Source organism: Chelatococcus sp. YT9, assembly GCF_018398315.1.
Lineage (GTDB): Bacteria > Pseudomonadota > Alphaproteobacteria > Rhizobiales > Beijerinckiaceae > Chelatococcus.
In genome coordinates this window covers 3,589,105-3,610,420 of record NZ_JAHBRW010000001.1, presented here as the reverse complement: position 1 = coordinate 3,610,420, position 21,316 = coordinate 3,589,105, and the positions used below count along the sequence as shown (strand labels likewise).

At 61.9% G+C, this 21,316-nt stretch carries 19 protein-coding genes; 9 read left to right on the top strand and 10 right to left on the bottom strand.

Annotated features, from left to right (window positions below; all coding sequences use genetic code 11):
• The first annotated feature begins 17 nt into the window (after positions 1-17).
• The 7 genes from KIO76_RS16685 (at position 18) to KIO76_RS16655 (ending at position 7,515) form a co-directional block, all read left to right on the top strand.
• A complete protein-coding gene (locus KIO76_RS16685; RefSeq protein WP_213324312.1) occupies positions 18-911 on the top strand; it encodes an urease accessory protein UreD in 894 nt (297 codons plus the stop codon).
• 30 nt (positions 912-941) lie between these two features.
• Positions 942-1,244, top strand: coding sequence for an urease subunit gamma (gene ureA, locus KIO76_RS16680; RefSeq protein WP_213324311.1), 303 nt, complete (start codon positions 942-944; stop codon positions 1,242-1,244).
• A gap of 9 nt (positions 1,245-1,253) precedes the next feature.
• Positions 1,254-1,565: an urease subunit beta gene (locus KIO76_RS16675; RefSeq protein WP_213324310.1), complete on the top strand. Its 312-nt coding sequence runs from the start codon at positions 1,254-1,256 to the stop codon at positions 1,563-1,565.
• Between the two features lies 1 nt (position 1,566).
• Entirely contained in the window at positions 1,567-3,270 is a 1,704-nt protein-coding gene (gene ureC, locus KIO76_RS16670) for an urease subunit alpha (protein ID WP_213324309.1), read from the top strand.
• 133 nt (positions 3,271-3,403) lie between these two features.
• Complete coding sequence (locus KIO76_RS16665; protein WP_213324308.1) at positions 3,404-4,462, top strand: urea transporter; 1,059 nt, start codon at positions 3,404-3,406, stop codon at positions 4,460-4,462.
• An 84-nt stretch (positions 4,463-4,546) separates the two neighbouring features.
• Entirely contained in the window at positions 4,547-5,992 is a 1,446-nt protein-coding gene (locus KIO76_RS16660; protein WP_213324307.1) for a GntP family permease, read from the top strand.
• Between the two features lie 302 nt (positions 5,993-6,294).
• Positions 6,295-7,515 (top strand): MFS transporter, encoded by a 1,221-nt coding sequence (locus KIO76_RS16655; protein WP_213324306.1) that lies wholly within the window; start codon positions 6,295-6,297, stop codon positions 7,513-7,515.
• Between the two features lie 79 nt (positions 7,516-7,594).
• Here the strand turns inward: KIO76_RS16655 and KIO76_RS16650 are convergent, their stop codons facing one another.
• Genes KIO76_RS16650 through KIO76_RS16625 form a run of 6 tightly spaced genes read right to left on the bottom strand, consistent with a single transcriptional unit; the run spans position 7,595 to position 14,844 of the window.
• On the bottom strand, positions 7,595-8,821 hold the full coding sequence (locus tag KIO76_RS16650; protein WP_213324305.1) for an amidohydrolase family protein: 1,227 nt from the start codon (positions 8,819-8,821) through the stop codon (positions 7,595-7,597).
• The gene (locus KIO76_RS16645) at positions 8,814-9,758 is read right to left on the bottom strand and encodes an ABC transporter permease (RefSeq protein ID WP_213324304.1); all 945 of its coding nucleotides are present in this window, start codon (positions 9,756-9,758) and stop codon (positions 8,814-8,816) included. The genes KIO76_RS16650 and KIO76_RS16645 overlap by 8 nt, the downstream gene beginning before the upstream one ends.
• A gap of 19 nt (positions 9,759-9,777) precedes the next feature.
• Positions 9,778-11,349, bottom strand: a complete 1,572-nt coding sequence (locus tag KIO76_RS16640) for an ABC transporter substrate-binding protein (RefSeq protein WP_213324303.1) — start codon at positions 11,347-11,349, stop codon at positions 9,778-9,780.
• Positions 11,350-11,386: 37 nt separating this feature from the next.
• Entirely contained in the window at positions 11,387-12,610 is a 1,224-nt protein-coding gene (locus KIO76_RS16635; protein WP_213324302.1) for a pyridoxal-phosphate dependent enzyme, read from the bottom strand.
• 36 nt (positions 12,611-12,646) lie between these two features.
• Entirely contained in the window at positions 12,647-13,891 is a 1,245-nt protein-coding gene (locus KIO76_RS16630) for an amidohydrolase family protein (protein ID WP_213324301.1), read from the bottom strand.
• On the bottom strand, positions 13,888-14,844 hold the full coding sequence (locus KIO76_RS16625; protein WP_213324300.1) for an ABC transporter permease: 957 nt from the start codon (positions 14,842-14,844) through the stop codon (positions 13,888-13,890). The genes KIO76_RS16630 and KIO76_RS16625 overlap by 4 nt, the downstream gene beginning before the upstream one ends.
• Positions 14,845-15,188: 344 nt before the next feature.
• Between KIO76_RS16625 and KIO76_RS31615 the strand changes: the two genes are divergently transcribed.
• On the top strand, positions 15,189-15,953 hold the full coding sequence (locus KIO76_RS31615) for an IclR family transcriptional regulator (RefSeq protein WP_213324299.1): 765 nt from the start codon (positions 15,189-15,191) through the stop codon (positions 15,951-15,953).
• 276 nt (positions 15,954-16,229) lie between these two features.
• Positions 16,230-17,138, top strand: a complete 909-nt coding sequence (locus KIO76_RS16615) for an MBL fold metallo-hydrolase (RefSeq protein WP_213324298.1) — start codon at positions 16,230-16,232, stop codon at positions 17,136-17,138.
• 24 nt (positions 17,139-17,162) lie between these two features.
• On the opposite strand, the gene KIO76_RS16610 is transcribed toward KIO76_RS16615, so the two are convergent.
• The 4 genes from KIO76_RS16610 to KIO76_RS16595 are packed head-to-tail and all read right to left on the bottom strand — an operon-like array spanning position 17,163 to position 21,191.
• The gene (locus tag KIO76_RS16610; RefSeq protein ID WP_213324297.1) at positions 17,163-18,359 is read right to left on the bottom strand and encodes a mandelate racemase/muconate lactonizing enzyme family protein; all 1,197 of its coding nucleotides are present in this window, start codon (positions 18,357-18,359) and stop codon (positions 17,163-17,165) included.
• On the bottom strand, positions 18,359-19,279 hold the full coding sequence (locus KIO76_RS16605) for a dihydrodipicolinate synthase family protein (protein WP_213324296.1): 921 nt from the start codon (positions 19,277-19,279) through the stop codon (positions 18,359-18,361). Before KIO76_RS16605 ends, KIO76_RS16610 begins: the two co-directional genes overlap by 1 nt.
• Positions 19,280-19,293: 14 nt before the next feature.
• The gene (locus KIO76_RS16600; RefSeq protein ID WP_502761860.1) at positions 19,294-20,202 is read right to left on the bottom strand and encodes an ABC transporter ATP-binding protein; all 909 of its coding nucleotides are present in this window, start codon (positions 20,200-20,202) and stop codon (positions 19,294-19,296) included.
• Complete coding sequence (locus KIO76_RS16595) at positions 20,199-21,191, bottom strand: ABC transporter substrate-binding protein (RefSeq protein ID WP_213324295.1); 993 nt, start codon at positions 21,189-21,191, stop codon at positions 20,199-20,201. Before KIO76_RS16595 ends, KIO76_RS16600 begins: the two co-directional genes overlap by 4 nt.
• Positions 21,192-21,316: the final 125 nt, after the last annotated feature.

The window sequence follows — 21,316 nt, the reverse complement described above, 5'->3', positions numbered from 1 at the left end:
CACAGATGAATGCGCTCATGTCAATTCCTCCTGCGGAGCCAACGCAGCTGTCTGCCTCCCAGATAGCGCGCGCCCGCTACACGGCGCAGCCGACAAATTGGGTTGCAACACTCGAGCTCTGGTTTGAGCCGAGTGCTGGCAAGACCCGGCTTATGCGCAGGCGCCATCATGGCCCGCTGGTGGTCCAGCGTCCCTTTCACCCGGAAAGGGACGGAACGTGCCATGTCTATCTCCTTCATCCCCCGGGGGGCGTTGCCGGCGGTGATCAACTCAATCTCCATTTTCATCTTGCCGCTGATTCACGCGCGTTAATGACCACACCCGCCGCGACCAAATTCTATCGCAGCGAGCACGGGGCCAGCACACAGTCCACCCGAATTGACGTGGGGCCTGGTGCGGTGTGCGAGTATTTGCCCCAGGAAACGATCGTCTTTGACGGCGCTGACGCGCATATCGACCTTCAGGTTTCTCTCGCATCCGACGCAAGCTACGTGGGATGGGACTTTCTCTGCCTGGGCCGGCCGGCGGCTCGTGAGCGCTTTGAGACGGGTAGGCTCAGCCAGCGCCTTACCATCTCAAGGTTCGGCAAACCGATCTGGTTCGAGCGGATGGCGCTCGCCGGCGGATCCCCCATTGTTCATGCCGCCTTCTCGCTCGCCGGACAGCCGACTTGGGGCACCATGGTCTATGCCGGCGCTGTCGACGAAGGCGCGGCCGAACGCGTGCGGGCCGCAATCGGGGATAGTGGCAAGGGGGTATTCTCCGTCAGCCAGCTCGAACAAGTGGTCGTGTGCCGCTATCTCGGCCCGCGGGTTGCGGACGGCAAGTCCCTCTTCGCCCGAGCGTGGGATACGCTGCGAATGTCGTGTCAGGGTAAGACCGCCAACGTGCCACGTATTTGGGCGACTTAACGGAAACATTGGCTGAAGCGAGGGAAGGCCATGGAACTTCTTCCACGTGAGAAAGACAAGCTTCTCATCTTTACTGCTGCACTTCTGGCAGAAAGAAGGAAGGCACGCGGCCTGAAGCTGAACTACCCCGAAGCGGTCGCCTATATTTCGGCGGCTATCCTCGAAGGGGCGCGAGATGGCCGCACGGTTGCCGAGCTCATGTCCTTCGGCGCAACCTTGTTGAGCCGAGAGGACGTCATGGAAGGTGTCCCAGAGATGATCCACGATGTCCAGGTCGAGGCCACCTTTCCGGACGGGACGAAACTCGTCACCGTCCATAGCCCTATTCCGTGAGGTTTCACCATGATCCCGGGCGAATTCTTCATCGAGGATGGCGAGATCGAACTCAATTCAGGTCGTGAGACGCGGTCTGTCGACGTTGCGAACTCGGGCGATCGACCGATCCAGGTCGGTTCGCACTACCATTTCTACGAGACGAACACGGCACTTCACTTCGACCGCGAGAAGACCCGCGGCTTTCGCCTGAACATCCCGGCAGGAACAGCAGTACGCTTCGAGCCGGGGCAGGCGCGTACCGTCGAGCTGGTAGCGCTCGCCGGCGACGAGGTCGTCTACGGCTTCAACGCCAAGGTCATGGGAAAGCTGGAGGGTTGAGATGGCACGCATCACCCGCGAGAACTACGCTTCGCTCTATGGCCCGACCAAGGGTGACCGGGTCCGGCTCGCTGATACGGAGCTCGTGATCGAAATCGAAGAGGACCGTACTGTCTATGGCGACGAGGTCACGTTCGGTGGCGGCAAGGTCATCCGCGATGGCATGGGCCAGAGCCAGCGGAACGCCGCCGAGGTTGCCGACCTCGTGATCACCAACGTGATCATCCTCGACCATTGGGGTATCGTGAAGGCGGATGTGGGCGTCAAGGACGGCCGCATCAGCGGCATTGGCAAGGCTGGCAACCCCGACATTCAGCCAGGCATCACGATCATCATCGGCCCGGGCACGGATGTGATCGCCGGCGAGGGCAAGATCCTCACTGCAGGCGGCATCGATACCCACATCCACTTCATCGCGCCGCAGCAGGCCGAGGAAGCGCTGACGAGCGGCACCACCACGCTGGTTGGCGGCGGCACCGGTCCTTCGGTCGGCACCCTCGCCACGACGGTAACGCCCGGTCCCTGGTACATTCACCGGATGCTTGAAGCCATCGAGGAGTTGCCGATCAATGTCGGCTTGCTCGGCAAGGGCAATGCCAGCCTGCCAGAGCCCCTGCGCGAGCAGGTCCGCGCCGGGGCGATCGGGCTGAAGCTGCACGAGGACTGGGGCACCACACCGGCGGCTATCGACAATTGCCTATCTGTCGCTGACGAGATGGATATCCAGGTCGCTCTGCACTCGGATACCTTGAACGAGAGTGGCTTCGTGGCTGACACATTCGCCGCCATGAAGGGAAGAGCCATCCACTCGTTCCACACGGAGGGCGCCGGCGGCGGCCATGCCCCGGATATCATCACGGCCGCCGGTGAGGAGAATGTCCTGCCGTCTTCCACCAATCCCACACGGCCCTACACCATCAACACCATCGACGAGCATCTCGACATGCTGATGGTGTGCCACCATCTGAGCCCCCAGATCCCAGAGGATGTTGCCTTCGCGGAATCGAGGATCCGGAAAGAGACGATCGCGGCTGAGGACATCCTCCACGACCTCGGTGCCTTCTCGATGATGTCGTCGGACTCCCAGGCCATGGGCCGCATCGGCGAGACGACGCTGCGCTGCTGGCAGACGGCTCACAAAATGAAAGTGCAGCGCGGCCCTCTGCCCGAGGATAGCGAGCGCAACGACAATTTCCGCTGCAAGCGCTATATCGCCAAATACACGATCAATCCGGCCATCACCCATGGCTTCGCCCATGAAGTTGGGTCGATCGAGGTCGGCAAGCGCGCCGATCTCGTGCTCTGGAAGTCTGCCTTCTTCGGTGTCAAGCCATCGCTCGTGCTGATGGGCGGCATGATCGCCACCGCGCCGATGGGAGACCCCAACGCCTCGATATCGACACCCCAGCCGGTGCATTACCGGCCAATGTACGGCGTACTCGGCCGAGCACGTGGCAAAACGGGCGTTACCTTCGTCTCTCAAGCGGCTTTCGACGACAGGGTCGGTGACAAGCTGCAACTGCAGAAGCAGCTCGTTGCCGTCAAGGGCACACGTGGGATCCGCAAGAAGGACATGATCCACAATACGCTGACGCCGAAGATCGAGGTCGACCCGCAGAACTATCAGGTTCGGATCGACGGCGAGCTGATAACCTGCGAACCGGCGCATTTGCTACCCATGACGCAACGCTACTTTCTGTTCTGAGTGCCGGCATCGGGCGGCTTGGCGCGGCGGCGCCAGGTCGCGCCGTCACGCATGTTTCGGATGGAAGATCATTGCGCAAGTGAACGTCCGCCGGTTCAACCCCCCGCGCGCTTGTCATCGGAAGGAGGCTTGCATGGACACGAAGCGGGTTCAGAATAACACGATCATTGCCTTTGGTGACCATGTTCTGCGCGGCGTTGGACAGGTAGTTTTCCAGAACAACCCGATTTCCGGCCTGATCATCGTCGGTGCGCTTTTCTTCAATTCCTGGATCTATGGTGTGATCTGCCTGCTGGGAGCCATCGTCGCGACGTTGACGGCGAAGGCGCTCCGAGCAGATGACGGTCTCGTGGCCGACGGACTGTTCGGTTTCAATGGAGCGCTCGTTGGCCTTGCGCTCGTCGCCTTCACAAGCGCGGACTTCCGCACCGGCAGCGTGCCTTCGGTGCACATGCTCATCTACATCATTTTCGCGGCGGCCATGACGAGCATCGTCTTCTCGACGATCGGTGCTTTGCTCCAGCCGTACAAGGTCGCCGCATTGACCATGCCGTTCGTACTGGTGGGCTGGCTCTTCCTCTTTGCCGTGCTGAAATTCGCGAATATCGAGGCTGGCCCGCTGGCGAAGCCGGTCTCGCCCGACCAGTACGCTCCCGTCGTCGATTACGTCCTCCCAACCTGGTACATGGGCATAGGCAATGCCATCGGTCAGATCTTCTTCCAGGACAACTGGATTGCGGGATATCTCATCGTTCTGGGCATTGCCGTCAATTCCCGGATCAGTGCAGGCATGGCCCTATTGGGGGCGGCTCTCGCGGCTGCGGTGGCTGCGGTGTTCGGCGGACCAGAAGGAGCGATCCGCGACGGTCTGTTCGGATATAACGCGGCCCTGACTGCCATTGCACTGGGTGGCTTCTTCTTGGTGCTCACCTGGCAAAGCGCCCTCTATACCCTCTTCGGCATCGTTGTGACGACGTGGCTGTGGGCTTCGGTCGCGATTTTCCTGAAACCGATCGGCATGCCGGTACTGACTTCCGCCTTCGTCCTCGTGACTTGGCTCATGCTGATCGGAGCTTACGGGTTCAAGGCGCTCATCCCCATATTGCCCTCGGCTGCGACTACGCCGGAAGGCAACAGAAGGCGCCATGTGTCGCCCGCCACCGAGGGCGGCATTGCCCGTTCGACGGGGTAATGGCGACCGAAGAGCCCGAGATGTTGAAGCCGCATCAGTCATCCCAACGCGCAGCATTGGATTTCTTCCGAGGGAGTAGTAACCGTGGGACTTATTGGGATCCTTGTCGCGTTAGCGTTGCTGATCTGGCTTGCCTATCGTGGGTGGAGCGTCCTGATGGTGGCTCCACTCGCTGGGCTCGCCGCGGCGTTCATCGCTGGCGAGCCGATCCTCCCCCATTGGACGCAGACCTTCATGCCTGGGGCGGCGCGTTTTGTCGCCCAGTGGTTCCCCATATTCCTGCTGGGCGGGCTCTTTGGCAAGCTGATGGACGATAGCGGCTCGATTGCCTCGATCGCCAATTTTCTGACGCGGCGCCTGGGAACCAAGAGGACCATACTGTCCGTCGTGCTCGCGTCAGCCATCGTAACCTACGGCGGCGTCAGCGTATTCGTCGCGTTTTTCGTCCTCGTGCCGATGGCCCAGCGCATGTTCGAGGCAGCCGATATTCCACGGCGCCTCATGCCCGCCACCATTGGTCTCGGCGCGTTCACGTTCACGATGACAGCGCTGCCAGGGACGCCTTCGGTCAACAACGCGATCCCGATGCCGTATTTCGGAACGACGACCTTCGCCGCTCCGGGCATCGGCATCATCGCCTCGGCGATCACGCTCGCTTTCGGGTTGTGGTGGCTCGCCCGCCAGGAGGCTGCGGCGAGGCTCGCGGGCGAAGGGTTCGGCGTTAAGGCCGAGGTCCCTACCCCGATCGACCAGAAGCTGCGCGATCAGGCCACGGCAACGGGCGATTTCGATCCGGCCGAGCTTGAGCATGGGAAGAGGGCTGAAGCTTACCCGCCTTTCGCGTTGGCCGCGCTGCCGCTCGTCGTGGTTATCGTTGTGAATTTTCTAATGGCGCTCGTCGTGCTTCCGCGCCTCGATTTCTCGTTCCTGTCGGAGCCGGCGTGGGGGGCCACTAACTTCAGCGCGGTTGGTGGTATCTGGTCGGTGATGCTGGCCCTCGCCGCTGCGAACCTGACCGTCATCCTCGTGAACTTCCGCCGCATGCCCAATCTCATGGAGAGCCTCGACGCAGGCGCGAATTCCGCGGCCCTGCCTATGCTCATGATCGCGAGCTTGGTCGGCTTCGGGGCGATCATCGCAGCCCTTCCGGCCTTCGCGCAGGTTCGAGATGCCGTACTCGCAATTCCTGGCGGCCCATTGATTTCGCTCACTGTGGCGATGAACACGCTGGCGGCTTTGACGGGGACCGCGTCAGGAGGCTCGGCAATTGCGCTAAACGCACTCGGCGATCATTTCCTGAGCTTGGCGACCACGTACGGCATCGATCCCGCGCTGATGCACCGGGTAACGGTGATCAGCGCCGGAACGTTAGATGCACTTCCTCACAATGGCACCGTGCTGATGCTTCTGCAGATCAGCAAGTTGACGCATGCTGAAAGCTACAAGGACATGATCATGACGGTGATCGTCGGCGTAGTCATTTCGCTGATCGCCATTCTTGTTCTGGGATCGTTTGTCGGATCCTTCTAGAAAGGTCCGGATGAACCAGAAACTCACCACTAGTCTTGGTTCACGTCGTTCTGGCGGAGCGCGGAAGCGGCGGGCATGGGGCGCATTCCTATATGCGGCCCCGAGACCGGCTCCTGTCCGATCCGCCGCATGTACCTGCCTATCGTTTTCCGCATGAACGCTATGATGTGCTCGTCCGCTTGCCGATATCACGCAGCCGCTGGACGGGCCTTTGAAACACAGCCCGATCGTTTCGGCAATGCAATGCATGTTTACGGAAAGTTCGCGACCATCTTCGTGGAGCTACGCCGGGGAGATCTCCCATGATGGCGCAGGTTAGCGCCCTGATCTTGGCCACGAGCCTGGTTCAACTCGCCAACGGTTTTTTCACCACGTGGCTAGCCTTGCGACTTGGCCTCGAAAGCTTTGACCCTGCTTTTGAAGGCGCTGTCATGAGCGCCTACTTCGTTGGATTCACGATCGGCTCAGTGAGTTGCGGACGGTTGATCCAGCGGATCGGCCATATCCGGAGCTACGCCGCGTTTGGCGGGATCGTCATCGCCGCGTCAGCCGGGATGGCGCTTGTCACCGATCTGGCTGTATGGGGGCTGCTCAGAGCGATGATCGGCTTTGGCTGCGTAGGGCTGTTCGTGACAACCGAGAGCTGGCTGAATGCGAAAGCGCCTCCTGACTCCCGTGGCCGCGTGTTTGCGACTTATATGGTCGGCACCTTTCTGGCGCTCGCCCTCGGCCAGTTGCTGATCGGCCAGTTGCCGATCTATGGCAGCATCGCGCTGAATGTGATCGTCATGCTGTTCGCCATCGCCCTCGCAATAGTCAGCGCGACCCGCGCGGAAGCGCCAGCCATCGTCCGGGAGGCCGGCCTGTCTTATGGCGATCTCATTCGCTCCGCGCCACTGGCCGCGATCGGCTGCGCGATCGGGGGAATGATCAGCGCAACGTTCTATGCCGTGCTGCCTGCCTGGATGCAGGCCAGTGAAATCCCGCAATCCACGATTTCCCTGTTGATGCTGAGCACGGTCCTTGGTGGTCTCGCTTTCCAGGTGCCGATCGGCTGGCTGTCCGATCGAGTGGACCGGCGGATCTTGCTTGGAGGATTGGCCGTGGGCTTTGCAATCGTCGCGGCGGCCCTTCCCAGCCTGCCGCGCTCCCTGGTTGTCGTTTTGCCCGCCGCGGCCCTGCTCGGGGGTTTCATGTCGACGCTCTATCCAGTCTGCGTTTCCCACGCAATGGACAATATGGCAGCCGAACGAGCGGTCGCGATCAGTGGCCGGCTCATTCGGATCAGCGGACTGGGCTCCACTTTCGGTCCTATCGCCGGATCGTGGATCATGGGACGGCTCGATATCGACGGGGTCCTCTACTTCATGGCAGTGGCAGCCGGGGTGCTGGCCGCCACGGCCTTGTCGCGCGCCTTCACGCGGCCGGAGGCGGCGCATGAGGAACGGCCATTTTCCGTTGTGGCGCCTCAGGCGGTCCATGTTGCTCCCCCTTCGGCAAACTCCAAGCCTTCTGCCATGTGATGACACATGGTCGCCTTACCGGCCGAGACTATGACTTTATTTCTAGATCATGGAACCACGGGGCCGCGTCGGTCACCCGTCACGTCCTGTCAACGACTATATCACCAGCCTTCATAACGAAGACGACATCCCGGAAGGCCTCCCTGTCGTCGAGCGGATTGCTCTCGACCGCGATCACATCGGCTGTCAGCGATGGTTCAAGCTGGCCTACCTCCTTGTCGATGAGGAGCGTTCTCGCCGCCTGTGAGGTTGCGGCCCGAATGGACTGAGCGGCTGTGAGCCCGCCGCGCTGAAGCCAGGAAATCTCCATCCAGGTGTCTTCAAAAGGCGTATCGCGAACCCCGGCGTCATTGCCGCAGACCATCGGCACGCCAAGGGCGACGAATTTGCCAAAGTTCTCCACCATCACGTCGAACTGGCGGAGTGCATGGGCCTCCTGAGCCGTGGTCGCTCCCCGCGCGCGGAGGGCATCCAGTGACCGTGTGGCGGTGGAGAGATTGGCCATCATCGCCGAGCCGCTGTCGCGCACAACGGCGGCAACGTCGGCATCATAACGGCGAACCATCATGCCGTGGGCGTCGCGCTCATAGAACGCGCAATGTTCCAGGCTATCCATGTGCGCCAGGGCTGAACGCCGGATACTCTCGGTCGACAGCACGTGCGAGACGCTCGGCAAATTGCGTCGCTTCGCCTCACTGGCAATAAGGTCCAGCTTGTCCTGCGAAAAGACCGTCTGTACCGGATCAGATCCAGGTGTCATGGCCCCCCCGCTCGCCATAACCTTCACACTGCGCCCGCCATCGGCTTCAATGCGGTCGATATGGTTGAGAATATCTTCGTCGTTCTCCACGATCCCGTGCATGAAGTGCAGGTGCCCGGCGGGAACCGTCATGGGTGGGCCGGAACACAGGATCGTCGGTAGCGGCACGGGTGCCAGGTCTGGCCTACGCGCGAGCGCGAGCATCGACCAGCTTGAGCCGCAGTCGCGGATCGTCGTCACCCCACTCAAGAGCATGCGATGGGCATTGCCCATGGCCCGCATCAGCCGCTCCTCGTCATTCTCCGCGTAGAACTCGTCGAGAGGCTTTGGGGACGCGCTGAATTCGAGATGCACATGGGTATTGATCAGCCCGGGCAGCAGGTAGCGCTGGCCCATATCGACCACACGGGCGCCGGCCGGCGGGGTATACGGCGCTTCGGCACGCGCTGTGATGAGGCCGCCTTCGATGCGGAGCAAGCCGGGCGAGAAGCGACCTTCGCGGTCGCTCCAAAGATGGTCAGCGCGTATCCAGAGACTGTCAGTCATTGTCGATCATGGGATTGAGGAGCCGATAGACGACGTCGACCAGCATATTGACGATGAGCACGAAGGACGATGCCACGAGCAGCAGGCCTTGGATCACGGGATAATCGCGCCGCAGCACGGCCTGCACCCCCAGGCTGCCGATGCCGGGAAGCTGGAAAAGCGTCTCGGTGATGAAGGCGCCGCTCAGAAGCAGTGCCAGAGACAGGCCGATGATCGTGATGATCGTGATGATCGCGTTGCGGAAGGCATGCTTGCCGATCACGATCCGCTCGGGCAGGCCCTTGGCCCGCGCGGTGCGGATGAAATCGGCTTCCAATACCTGCAACAGACTGGCGCGTGTCATCCGGGCGAGAAGTGCCGATTGGGACAGACCAAGGGCGAGTGCCGGCAGAGCCAGGTGATGGAGCCATGGCAACAGCCCGTCACTCAGCGGCTCATAACGACCAATGGGGAAGAGCCGCCATTCGACGCCGAGCAAATAAATCAGCAACATGCCGACGACGAATTCCGGAATGCTCAGGAATGTCAATGACACGCCGATAGTCGACGCATCCTTCCAGCTGTTCGGCGACAAGGCGGCGATGATGCCCAAAGGTACGCCAACGACAATGGCAACAAGGAGGGCGAGGAGACCGAGACTGAAGGTGACCGGCAGCCGCTCGATGATGGCATCAGCCACCGACCTGCCGAGGAAGAACGAGTTGCCAAGATCGCCCGTCAGGGACCCGGCAACCCATAGGCCGAGCTGCTCAATATAGGGGCGATCAAGGCCGAGCCGCGCACGCGCTATAGCCAGCCCCTCCGCGCCTGTGTCCTGTCCGACGAACCCGGCGGCGGGGTCGCCGGGCGTCGCGTGCACAATGACGAAGGAGAGAACGCTGACAGCGATCCACATCGGAACGAAGAGGATCAGTCGGCGCACGATCATGTTGAACATCGCAGGTCTCGCGGACCGACTATTTCTTTGTCTGGGACACGTCCCAGAAGCGCGGTGTGACGTAGAAGGGGATGTAGCCCTTCAAAGTGGCGCGCGTGCCTTCCGGTTCAAAATAGTCACCGATGCGGATAACGGGAAGATCGTCCCACACAATGCGCTGCACATCCTCCCAGGCCTTCGTGCGTTCATCATCCGGCAAGCCCGAGTTGACCTTTGCGAGCGCGCTCTCCATCTCCTGGTTGCAATAGCCAAAGGCAGAGACGGTACCGCATTGCAGGGACGACAGCGTCTGGAAGGGATCCAGGCGCGGAGACCAGCCTGTCTGGTTGATCGCCCAATCTGCCTTCTCCTGCGCGCGCTTGATCTGGGAGGGCCAATCCATCAGCTCCAGCTTCACGTTAATGCCGGCCTTCTGCCATTGCGCCGCAAGCGCCTGGCTCGCCTTGAACATCCAACTGTAGTTCTGATTGGTGATGAAAACGATCGGTTCGCCCTTATACCCCGCTTCGGCGAGGAGCTTCTTTACGGTATCGGGACTTGGAGCGTTGTAGGCTTGCGCTCCGGCTTCTGAATACCATTGCTTCTGCTCCGGGAAGAAAATGCTCGGCTGAACCCGGTAGTAGTCTTTGCGACCGAAAGAGGCGGCCTGAAGAATTTGTTCGGGGTTGACCGCTGCCTCCAGCGCCTTGCGGAAGGGCTTTTTCGCGATCCAGGGGTCCTTGTGATCGAGTTCAAGCAGAATTGCCCAGCGCGGCTTCACGATTTCCACCTTCAGCGCCTTGTCGCCCTCAAGCTGCGGCACAGCGGTGATCGAGATTGCCTCGGCAAAGTCAAAATCGCCGGTCTGGAGCCCAGCCACACGTGCTGCTTCCTCTGGCACCGGCAGGAAATTCACCTCATCCGCGCATGCCGTCCGCGCACCGCCGAATCCGGTCGGGCCCTTGAAGCGCGTATCGGTGACGTAGTCAGGGAATTTGGTCATGCTTATGCTGACGTCGGGTTGCCAGCGATTGAGCTTGTAGGGTCCCGTCCCGATGATATCGGCACCCGTCACCTCCTTGTCGCCGTACTTGGCGACGATTTCGGAGGGGTAGATCGCCACCGTTGGCGATGGGATGGCAAGATTGCTCAGAAAGGGAAAATCCGCTTTCAGGGTAAACCTGACCGTCTTCGGATCGACCGTCTCCACGGATTGCACGTTCTTGAACCGGCCCGCACCGGGGGAGACCTTCAGGAACCGCTGAATGGACGCCGTGACGTCGTCGGCGGTCAATGTCTTGCCGTTGTGGAACTTGATGCCGTCGCGCAGCGTAAAAGTATAGGTGAGCCCATCATCACTGCGCACCCACCTCTCGGCGAGTTGCGGGATAACTTGATAGTTGTCGTCATAGGTAACGAGAGATTCGAACAAGTAAATCGCCACCTGGCGGCTTGCATTAGTCGTCGACAGGATCGCATCCATGGTTGATGCGTTTGTCGTCATCGCAGCCTGGATCTTTCCGCCCTGGGCCTCGCATGCAGCATAGGCGACAGGCGAGGCACCGACGAGCAGCAGACAGCCGAGCAATGCTGAGACAGGCATGTTTTTCATGTGAGTTCCCCTCTCTTGTCTTATGAGTTGTGCCAGATCAAATCGTCAGGTTGTCCAATCCTGTCACCCTGATGGGCGCTCGCTGGGGCGCGAATTCGGCGAAGCGCCGTGCTGCGCCCATATCTTTGAGACCAATTCCGGTAATGACGCAGGTGATGGTCGCCTCGGGATCGACCTCCCCGCGACGCGCGGCCGCCATCAAGGCTGCGGCCGCGTAGGCGCCCTGCGGCTCGGCAAAGATACCTTCCTTGGTCGCCAGCCAGGTCTGCGCTTCGGCAATCTCGTTGGCACCGAGCGGTGTCAGCGTGCCACCGGTCGCGCGGATCGCGCCATCAGCCCAGTCGCCGTCGAGCGGCAGGTAATAGTCACCGGAAGCGTAGGGCTCCTCATGCAGCTTGTCGATGGGCGCATAGTTGCGGTCGATCCGCTGCCCGCCGTGAATGACGGGAATGGAGGTTGCCTGCGAGAGGCCGACGAGTTCCTGGAAACCCTTGTAGACGCCCCCAAGCAGGCCACCGCCGCCGACGCAGCAGTACATGACATCCGGCACCTGGCCGAGGCTCGCGGCGATCTCGAAGGCAATGGTCTTGGTCCCCTCGACCATGAAGGGATTCACCGGCCGCGCTGAGATCATGGGAACGATGTCGCGAGCCGCGCAGAACGCGCCGAGGTTGGCATAAAGCTGCCAGTACCGGCGGACATGGCCCGATACCGGCGCCGGTACCAGATAGAGCTGGGCGCCATAGACGCTGATCTGGTCCCGCTTCCCGTCTGCGGTGTCCTCAGCCACCAGAACGATCGCGTCATAGCCCGCCTTGGCGCAGTAGGCGGACAGCGCATTGCCGACATTACCCGATGAGACGGTGGCATAGCGGCGGCGCCCCCAGGAGCGGCCCATGCTGATCGCCACCGACATCTGGCGGTCCTTGAACGAGCCTGTCGGGTTAGATCCCTCCAGCTTGAAGAACAAGTTCTTCAGCCCTAACTCGCGGGCGAAGCGTTGTGAGCGTACAAGGGGGGTGTTGCCCTCGCCGATGCTGACCACATGCGACTGGTCAAAGGGCGTCAGTACCGCGCCAAAGCGCTCCCACATTGAGCCCGTCGTCTTCCATCGCACGCCGAACACGTCGGCAGCTGCATCGAGATCGAAGGTCACGCTCAATTCGCCGCCGTCGTCCGGCGCTCGCAAGGTCGGACCGATTGGGTATCGCATGCCCGTCTTCACATTGGTCAGCCATGCGCGGTCGAGATCGTCGGTCATGAGTTAGCCATTCGTCGGAGATTTGTCAGGGAACCATCATTGAGGAGACAGGATCTCGCGGCCGCGCACCATCACCCATGCGGGCGTGCGGAAGGCTGCTGGATCATCGAGAGGATTGTCTGCGAGGGCGATCAGGTCAGCGCGCAGCCCCGCGCGGATCGCCCCGGCCTCATGACCGATCCGCATGGCGCGGGCGACAATAGTCGTGGCATTGCGGATGGCTTGAAGCGGTGTTAGGCCCGCCTCGACCATCATGACCACTTCGCGCCAGGTCTCGTCGAACGGTGTGGCGGCCGTACCCGCATCGGTGCCGCAGATCATCGGAACGCCTTGATCCGCCATGTCCTTGAAGATCTTCATCATCCGCCGCTCCTGCGCGAGACGGAAATGTTCATGAGGCGAACCCTCGCCGGTCGCGCGCACCCGTTCCAGCGCATTCGTGCTGGCAGCTAGTCCCATCATCACGGCCGAACCGCTGGCGCGGATCGCATCCGTGACATCCTGGCGATAGGCCCTCTCGAGCCATCCCTCACTCGTGCGCTCGAAGAAGGCGCAATGCTCGATGCTGTCGAAGCCGGCGCGCGCGCTGCGAATCGTGCCCTCGGACGACAGGCAATGGGAGACGGTCGACATGTCGAGGCGCCTAGCTTCCTCGACCAAGGCGGTGAGCTCGGCCAATTCAAAGGCGGCCACTTCGGGCAGGGTGCCGGGCGTCATCTGTCCGCCGGTCGCCATAACCTTGGCGCTGCGCGCACCGGCGGCGTGGGTCTTACGGACGAGCGCCCTCACCTCGTCACTGGTCGTCGCCTCGCCGCCCATATAATGGAGGTGACCGCATACGGCTGTTATTGGCGGCCCGCACATCAGAAGATTGGGGAGCACCGCCTCCCCCTCATCCGCGGCGGCCAGCATCGCCTGCATCACGGGAATATCGGAGCCGCAGTCGCGCGCGGTGGTGACGCCGCTCAACGCCATAACGCGGGCGTTGTCGAGCGCCCGCGCAACACGCTCTTCCGGCGTTTCCGCCAGATAGACCTCCCGGACGTTGTCCGTGCCGTTGAAGGCGAAATGAACGTGACTGTTCATCAGGCCGGGAAAGACGAACAGCCCACCCAGATCGACGACCCTCGCCCCGGCGGCAGCGTAGTGGGACGCAATCTCGTCGCGCGGTCCGACATGGATGATCCGGCCGGCTTCGACCAGGATATCCTGATCAGGTACAAGCATCCCTCGCTCATCGAGGAAAACTGCGGCCGAACGGATGAGCGCCGCACCAGTCATTGCTGCCTCCTCTTCGGATCGATCGCCTGGCCGAGCCCATCGCCGAGAAGATTGAGCGAGAGCACGGTGAGGCCGAGGGCAAGACCTGGATAGAAGATCAGCCAGGATGCCTGCTGAAAGCTCGATCGCGCCTCGCCGAGGATATTGCCCCAGCTCGGTTCGGGCGGCTGCAGCCCGAGGCCGACGAAGCTCAACCCGGCCTCACCCAGAATAGCGTAGGCGAAGAGGAATGTTTCCTGAACCATCAGCGCCGGAAGGATCCCTGGCAGAATGTGCACGAGCAGAACGCGCGGGCGCGACACTCCGATCGCCTCCGCAGCCTCCACATAGGTCTGCTCGCGCAGAACGAGCGCTTCGCCGCGCACGATCCGGGCTGTGCGCGGAATGTAGACGAGCGAAAGGGCTAGAACGACATTCAGCGCCGTATTGCCGAAGGCCGCGAGAATGGCCAACGCCAGAAGCAGCGCCGGAAACGCCATCAGCACGTCCATTGACCGCATCAAGAGCCCGTCGAGCTTGCGGATCGTGCCGGCGATGAGACCGATGACCGTGCCGACAACGGCCGTAACCAGCATCACCAACGCGCCGATCGTGAGACTGTTATGACCACCGTAGACGATACGCGCTAGAAGGTCGCGGCCCAATGCGTCCGTACCAAGCCAATGCTCGGCGGACGGCCCGGTCAGGATCATCGCATAGTCGAGGGCCTCCGGATCAAGCGGAACAACGATCGGCAGCCCAAGCAACAGGACAAAGATGGCGGTGAACAGGATGCCTCCAGCAAGAAGCGGAAGGTTCAGGCGCGGAAGGCGCCGCCTTTTAACCACCTCTTCCGCGCTTTCCGCCACCACCATGATCCCGTCCCCAAAACAGCCTGTTCCGGCCGTCACATGCATCCCGGTGTTCGGATCGTCCGGCCTCGTTCCGACATGGACGCAGTTGGAATTATCCATGGAATGATCGAAGCCATTCAAGGCAAGATCATTGCGCGCAAGCCTCGTTACTCAAGCTTCATGTCGGAGCGATGCACGCACCCGCCGCGTTTCGACATGCCACTGCTTCGTCGGAAGAACTGACTAGCGGCATCCGTTGCTGCGATAGCATGCCGGACGCCGATGCCTTCCTCGTACCCAGCACATCTTGTGCCGCAACGAAGAACAAGGGCTCGCAACCTCCACTCTGTCTTGTATATGGGACACTATGTCCGTATTATAGACACAATAGAGGCAGGCCATCCTGTTGGCAAGACTGAGGCAAGCCGCGCGGAACATCGCGAGCTTCGCCGCGGGGGACTTCTGTGAGTAATGGAACACAGCGGTCGACCGGCATCGGTCGAACGATCGATATCCTCGAGTATTTGAACCGCAAGCGCAGCCCGGTGGGAATTGGCGATCTCGCGCGGGCGCTGAACGCGCCGCGATCATCGATCTACAGCATCGTCGGCCGGCTCGCGGAGGCGGAGATCCTGCAGCTTGATCAGGATAACAATGTTTTCTTCGGCCGCGCGGTCTATCTCTACGGTGATGCCTATCTCGCGTCCCAGCCGCTGGTGCGGCTCGGTCGCGATGAGGTGATCCGCTTGTCGCGGGAAACAGGGGAAACGACGCAACTGTGCATGCTCGTTTCCGCGAAATACACCGTTGCCTTCATGCATCCGGGCGCTAGCCTCTTTCGCATCAGCTCGGAAGTGGGCGTTCTGGTACCGATCCCCTGGACGGCATCGGGCAGACTTCTCGTCGGGGGCATGAGTGATCGCGAGATCCTGGATCTCATACCTGCAGAGGACTACGCCTTGCCAAACGGCGCGGCTATCGATCCCGCGCAGTTCATTCAAGAAGTGCGGCAAGCCTGCGCCGCGAATATGATGGAAACGACCGGATTGTCGGACCCCTACACGACATGCCTCGCCTCCGCCGTCTTCGACCACGTGCGGATGCCCGCTGCTACCATTTGCTTCATGGTGCCGGCCAATACACCCCACACACGCAAACAGGAACTGCTTCAGCACCTCCGACAAAGCGCGGACAAGGTTTCGCAGTCGTTGCTTGGATCCTACAGATAGGCTCAGGCTGATCTCGCCGCCTCACTCAGCCGGCGGCGGTGGATGTCCCGAGGAGAACAACGCCTTCCAGAGAATCTGCCCGGAACCATGCGGAATGCAATCGGAAGTGCAAGCCGGCGGCCCATAGGCCTCACTAGTGGGAGGTATGCATGGGCGCGCGTCGCGTTCAACGGATTGGGAACGCGCGCACAGGCGGTGGCCATTGCGGTGCGCGCTCACTAGAATAACCTGATGTGTATGCTTTTTTTGCAGAATGACGGGAGACTGTTGGCCACTATGAGCGTATCGCCTCAATCATCTGATACCCCCGCGGCACCAGCCTTCTCCTTCCATCGCTATACGGTGGGCGATGCGACCGTCGTCGCTGTATTCGACGGCCGCAATCCGATGCCCCTGGCGGACGGTTTTGTACCCAACGCACCGCGCGAGGAGGTCAGCGCTGCCCTGGTCGCGGCAGGTGGCGATCCCGACATCGTGCCGATCACCTTCACGCCCATTGTGATCGAGAACGGGTCGCGACGCATCGTCATCGATACCGGCATGGGTGAGGCGAATATCGAGGCAAGCGGCGGCAAGTCAGGGTGGTTTCAGACCAATCTCACCGCGGCCGGCATCGACCGGCGTGAGATTGATACCGTGGTTATCTCCCACTTCCATGGCGACCACATCAATGGCCTCCTGACCCGCGACGGACATCGCGCCTTTCCTAATGCCGAGATCCTCGTTCCACAGGCGGAATGGGATTTCTGGATGGATGACACACAGATGGCGGCCGCGCCGAACGACCGGGCGAGGGCCGCCTTCACCAATGCAAGACGCGTGTTCGACCAGTTGAACCGTCAGGTCACACACTTCGCGTGGGACGAGGAAGTGGCTCCCGGCATCACAGCCGTCGGCACGCCAGGCCACACGCCGGGCTACACGTCGTTCCGCGCAACGTTCGGTGGGGAGGCGGTGTTTATCCAGTCGGACGTCACCAACCTTCCCGCGCTGTTCGCACGCCACCCGCATTGGCAGGCTGCGTTTGACTATGATGGCGAGATGGCTGTCGCGACACGCCTTAGAATCTACACCGAGCTGGCAGCCGAAGGTACGCGGGTTCAGGGCTTTCACTATCCCTTCCCGGGACTCGCGCGCCTGGAAAAGCTTGCCGATGGCTTCAATGCCATCCCGGTCACAGATTGACGGAGGCCAGGTCGGACCGGCGGGTCAATGAACCCGCCAGACCGCCGGATCGATAGCCGCGGCAGTGCCCAAGCAATCATAGACGGCATCGGCACGGAAGGCGTAGGCTGCCTCGATTTCAGGCGTCAGCGTGACCCCCACTCCCGGCGCTGTCGGCGCCGGGAGATAGCCATCGATGATAGGCTGCGCGGAGAGCATCAAGACGTCGCGGAGCGGGAAGCGCGGCATCGGCCATTCGGCAAGACGCGCGCCGCCGGCGAAAGCCGCGGTGTAATTGGCACCGAGGCAAACGGCACCGCCCCAGTTGTGCACCACGGTCTCGATCCCCGCCCGCCGCGCCGCCGCAAAGACATCCATGGCGGCGCCAATGCCTCCTAGTACCGTCGCATCAGGCTGGACGATGTCGTAAAGGCCCTCCGCAACGCGCCAGCATAACTCGTCCGGCGTCGTCGCGATCTCCCCGCCCGCGATCTTCGTCGCGAGCCGGCCTCTGAGAAGCCGGTAGGAGCCGATATCCGCCGGACCGAGCGCCTCTTCAAGGAAAGTGATGCGGCGCGCGGTCTGCCCGTGGACGGCCTCGACGAAAGCAATGACGTCGCTCGCGGTCTGCGCCGGATTGGCGAGGTTCTGCGTCATATCGATGGCGACCGCGATACCGGCTTCGCCGGCCCGATCCATGGTCCAGACTGCCTTCTCGACCTCATCGCGCCGCGCGCGGATCTTGAACAGCCGGATGCCCTCCGACGCGAGAAGGTCGATCTCGGCCTGCATGGCGGCAGGCGTCGTGGAATCGCCACCGCTACCATAAAGGGCGATCCGCTCGACGGTACGCCCACCGAACAGATCCACGGCCGGCACGCCGAGGCGCTTGGCCTTGGCATCCACCAGCGCGATCTCGAAAGCCGAGAGAACGTGGCGTGCCGCGCCCGTGAGGCTCCAATAGTCGGTCATTCGGCTGAGGTCGATCAGGCGCGCGCTGATGGCATCGCCCTCCCGGCCGATGACCGTGGGCGCCAGCAGCTTGACGATCTCGGCGAAGACGAGCGGGGCGAAGACTGCGAGATACCCTTCGCCGAGACCCGTCGAGCCATCAGCAAAGGTGATCTCCACCAGGCCGACCGTGCGGTAGCCGGATGTCAGGTGCCGGCGGCGCTCGAGATTGTCAGGCTCCGCGTAGGGCGCGCTCAGTAGAATTGGACGGGCGGCCGTAATGACGGGCATCAGACAAAAAGCTCCGGCACGGCCTGCCGGGCGACGGGGCGCAGACGCCGCGCCTCGCTGGCCTCGATGAAGCGATAAGGACGGCGCAGCCGCGTGCCGACCGGCGCCCAGTCGCCGATTTCTGCCAGCAACTTGTCGAGCGCAGCGTTGGAATAGCCATGGTCACGGCGGAACGGCCAGACATGGGTGTCGATGAATGTCCGCAGGCGTTCCTCGATGTCGAGGCAGGCCGCGATATCGGTTGTCATCAGGTCGGTCCAGCGTTGCGCGCCGCGCGGATTGAGGCAGGCGACGTTGGAGAAGGCACCGGCGGCCACCCCCTCGTGCATGCCGGTCGCTAGGTGATGTCCCGGCACGAACAGGGAGATGCCGTCGAGATGCTCTCGGGCACTCGCATACCAGGCGGCATCGCCGTCCCCCAGCTTGACAGCTTCGACCGTTGGCGCCCGCGCCAACACCCATTGCAATTCGGGCGGTGTCAGCACGCGCTTGGCGTGCGGCGGATTGTAGAGCACCAGCGGCACCCCCCTCGCCTCATCGGCGATGAGTGCCAGATAGTCCACCGCTTCCGCATCGGTCAGCGGCCACCAGTCGGGCAGGATGATCTGAATGGCGCACGGCTTGAGCGCAACCGCTCGGCCCACACGCTGACGGCTCACCATCGGATCGGAATGGCAGGCACCGATGACGAAGGGCATGCCGGCGGCCGTGCAGGCGTTCGCCAGTGTCGCCTGGACACGGTCATATTCCGCTTCCGTCTGGTTGTGGAACTCGCCCGCCGTACCGTTGGAGTAGATGCCGTCGACCTCCGCATCGATCAGCGCATCGATCTCGGCCTTGAGACGACTGAAATCGATGCTGTCATCATCGGCGATCGGCAGCAGCAGGGTCGCCCAGTTACCGCGCAGCCGCGTTGCCATCGCGCCTGTCTCCGTCACGGCTTGCGGATGGCGGCGAAAGGCCGGCCACGCTTCAGCACACCGCGCTCAAGGAAAATGCGCGTGATTTCTTCTTCCGCTTCCTTGAAGACTTTGGAATTGCGCCCTTCGAGCCCCCGTGGCCGTGGAATGTCGATGTCGATGATCCGATCGATTCGACCAGGGCGCGGCGACATGATGACGACGCGATCCGAAAGCAGCACGGCTTCATCAATCGAGTGGGTGATGAACAGGACCGTCTTGCCGGTGGCAAGCCACAGCTCCTCGAGGTCGACGCGCACCTGCTCGCGCGTCAGCGCGTCGAGCGCGCCGAGAGGCTCGTCCATCAGAAGAAGCGAGGGGTCGTGGATCAACGCCCGCGCGATTGAGGCGCGCTGCTGCATGCCTCCGGACAATTGGCGCGGATAGACATCCTCGAAGCCGTTGAGCCCGACAGCGGCCAGGAGATCGATGGCACGATCGCGATAAGCCGCGGGATCAAGCCCGCGCAACTCAGGCTGGAGAAGCAGATTGTCAATCACACTGCGCCACTCCAGAAGAACCGGCTTCTGAAAAACGATGCCGACATCGGTTATGGGCTGAGCGACGACCTTGCCGGCCACCGAGATCTGGCCGCTCGATGTTGGCATTAGTCCCGCGATTAACCGCAGCAAGGTGCTCTTGCCGCAACCGGAAGGTCCTACGATCGAGACGAATTCACCCCTGCCGATCTCAAGATCAATATCGAGGAGCGCCTCGACCCGGCGCCCCTCACTGTCGAAGATCTTCGAGACGCCCTTGACGACGATGCCGGCGTCCTGCGTGCTTGAGGCGAGCGTTGCCGCTGCAGTCATTCCGCGCTCCGATATCCCGTGACGTGCATTGGTATCCGCGCCCTTGCGCTCGAAGATCGCGACGTTGCTCATTGGGGAACGAACTCATTCGTATAGAAGGCCGTCAGAGGCTTGTCGGTCTTGATGCCCCGATAATCCTTCTGCACCTGCAGCGTCATCTGCCAGTCCTTCTCGGCGCCGAAGCCGAGCGGCTTGTCCTTGTTGTTCTCAGAGCGAAGCGCGCCGATCACGTCCGTAAGCTGCTTGCGAAAGGCTGCTTCCGAGCTTGTCGGCTTGACCGCGAGGCAGGCCTTGACGACATCGTCAGGGTTCTTGATGGCGTGGTCCCAGGCGCGCTGGGTCACCGCGATGAAGCGCTTCACCAGGTCCGGGTTGCTCTCGATCAGGTCGGACTTTGTGGCGACGGAAGACGAGATCGTGTTCACACCAAGCTCGGGATAGGTGACCGCGTGATATTTGAAGCCGCGGGCCTCGAGATCCGGGACGCCGTCGAGGCCGATGAGAATGGCATCGACCTGCCCGCTCATCAGCGTCGCATATTGCGCGGCCGGGTCGACGGTCAGGATCTTGACGTCTTCAGGCTTCATCTTGTTGGCGGCCAGCACGGCTTGGAACATCTGCAGCGCACCGGAGCCCGCAAGCGTCACATATTGCTTCCCCTTGAGGTCCGCAGCGGTCTTGATCGGCTTGTCGGCAGGCGACACGACGGCGAGCAGGCTCTTGTTGATGAGGCTGTAGACGGACTTCACCGGAAGGCCGCGCGCCACGCCAGCAATCACGACGGCGGGATCGACGAGCCCGAATGTGTCCGTTCCGGCTGCCACGAGCTGGGCAGTGTCAGCCGAGCCACGTCCCTCGCCAATCTCCTTGATCTCGATGCCCGCTTCCTTGAACCAACCCTTGTCGCGGGCCATGTGCCATGGGCAGTGCCAGCCGTTGAGAATGGTATTGAGGCGCAGACTGACCTGGTCCGCAGCTTGGGCTAATGATGTCGAGAGCATCAAACCGGCAGCGATGGTCGTGAAAGCTTTGATCCCCTTTGACACTTTTATCGGTGACATGGTCGTTTCCTCTCAGGTCCTTTTTCTACGAAATATCCTGCCGAGATCGCCGCGGAATCGGCGTCTTTTCTTCGCGTGCCACAAGGCCGCGGCGTCACTGCACCGGCCGCAGCACAGGCTCGAGT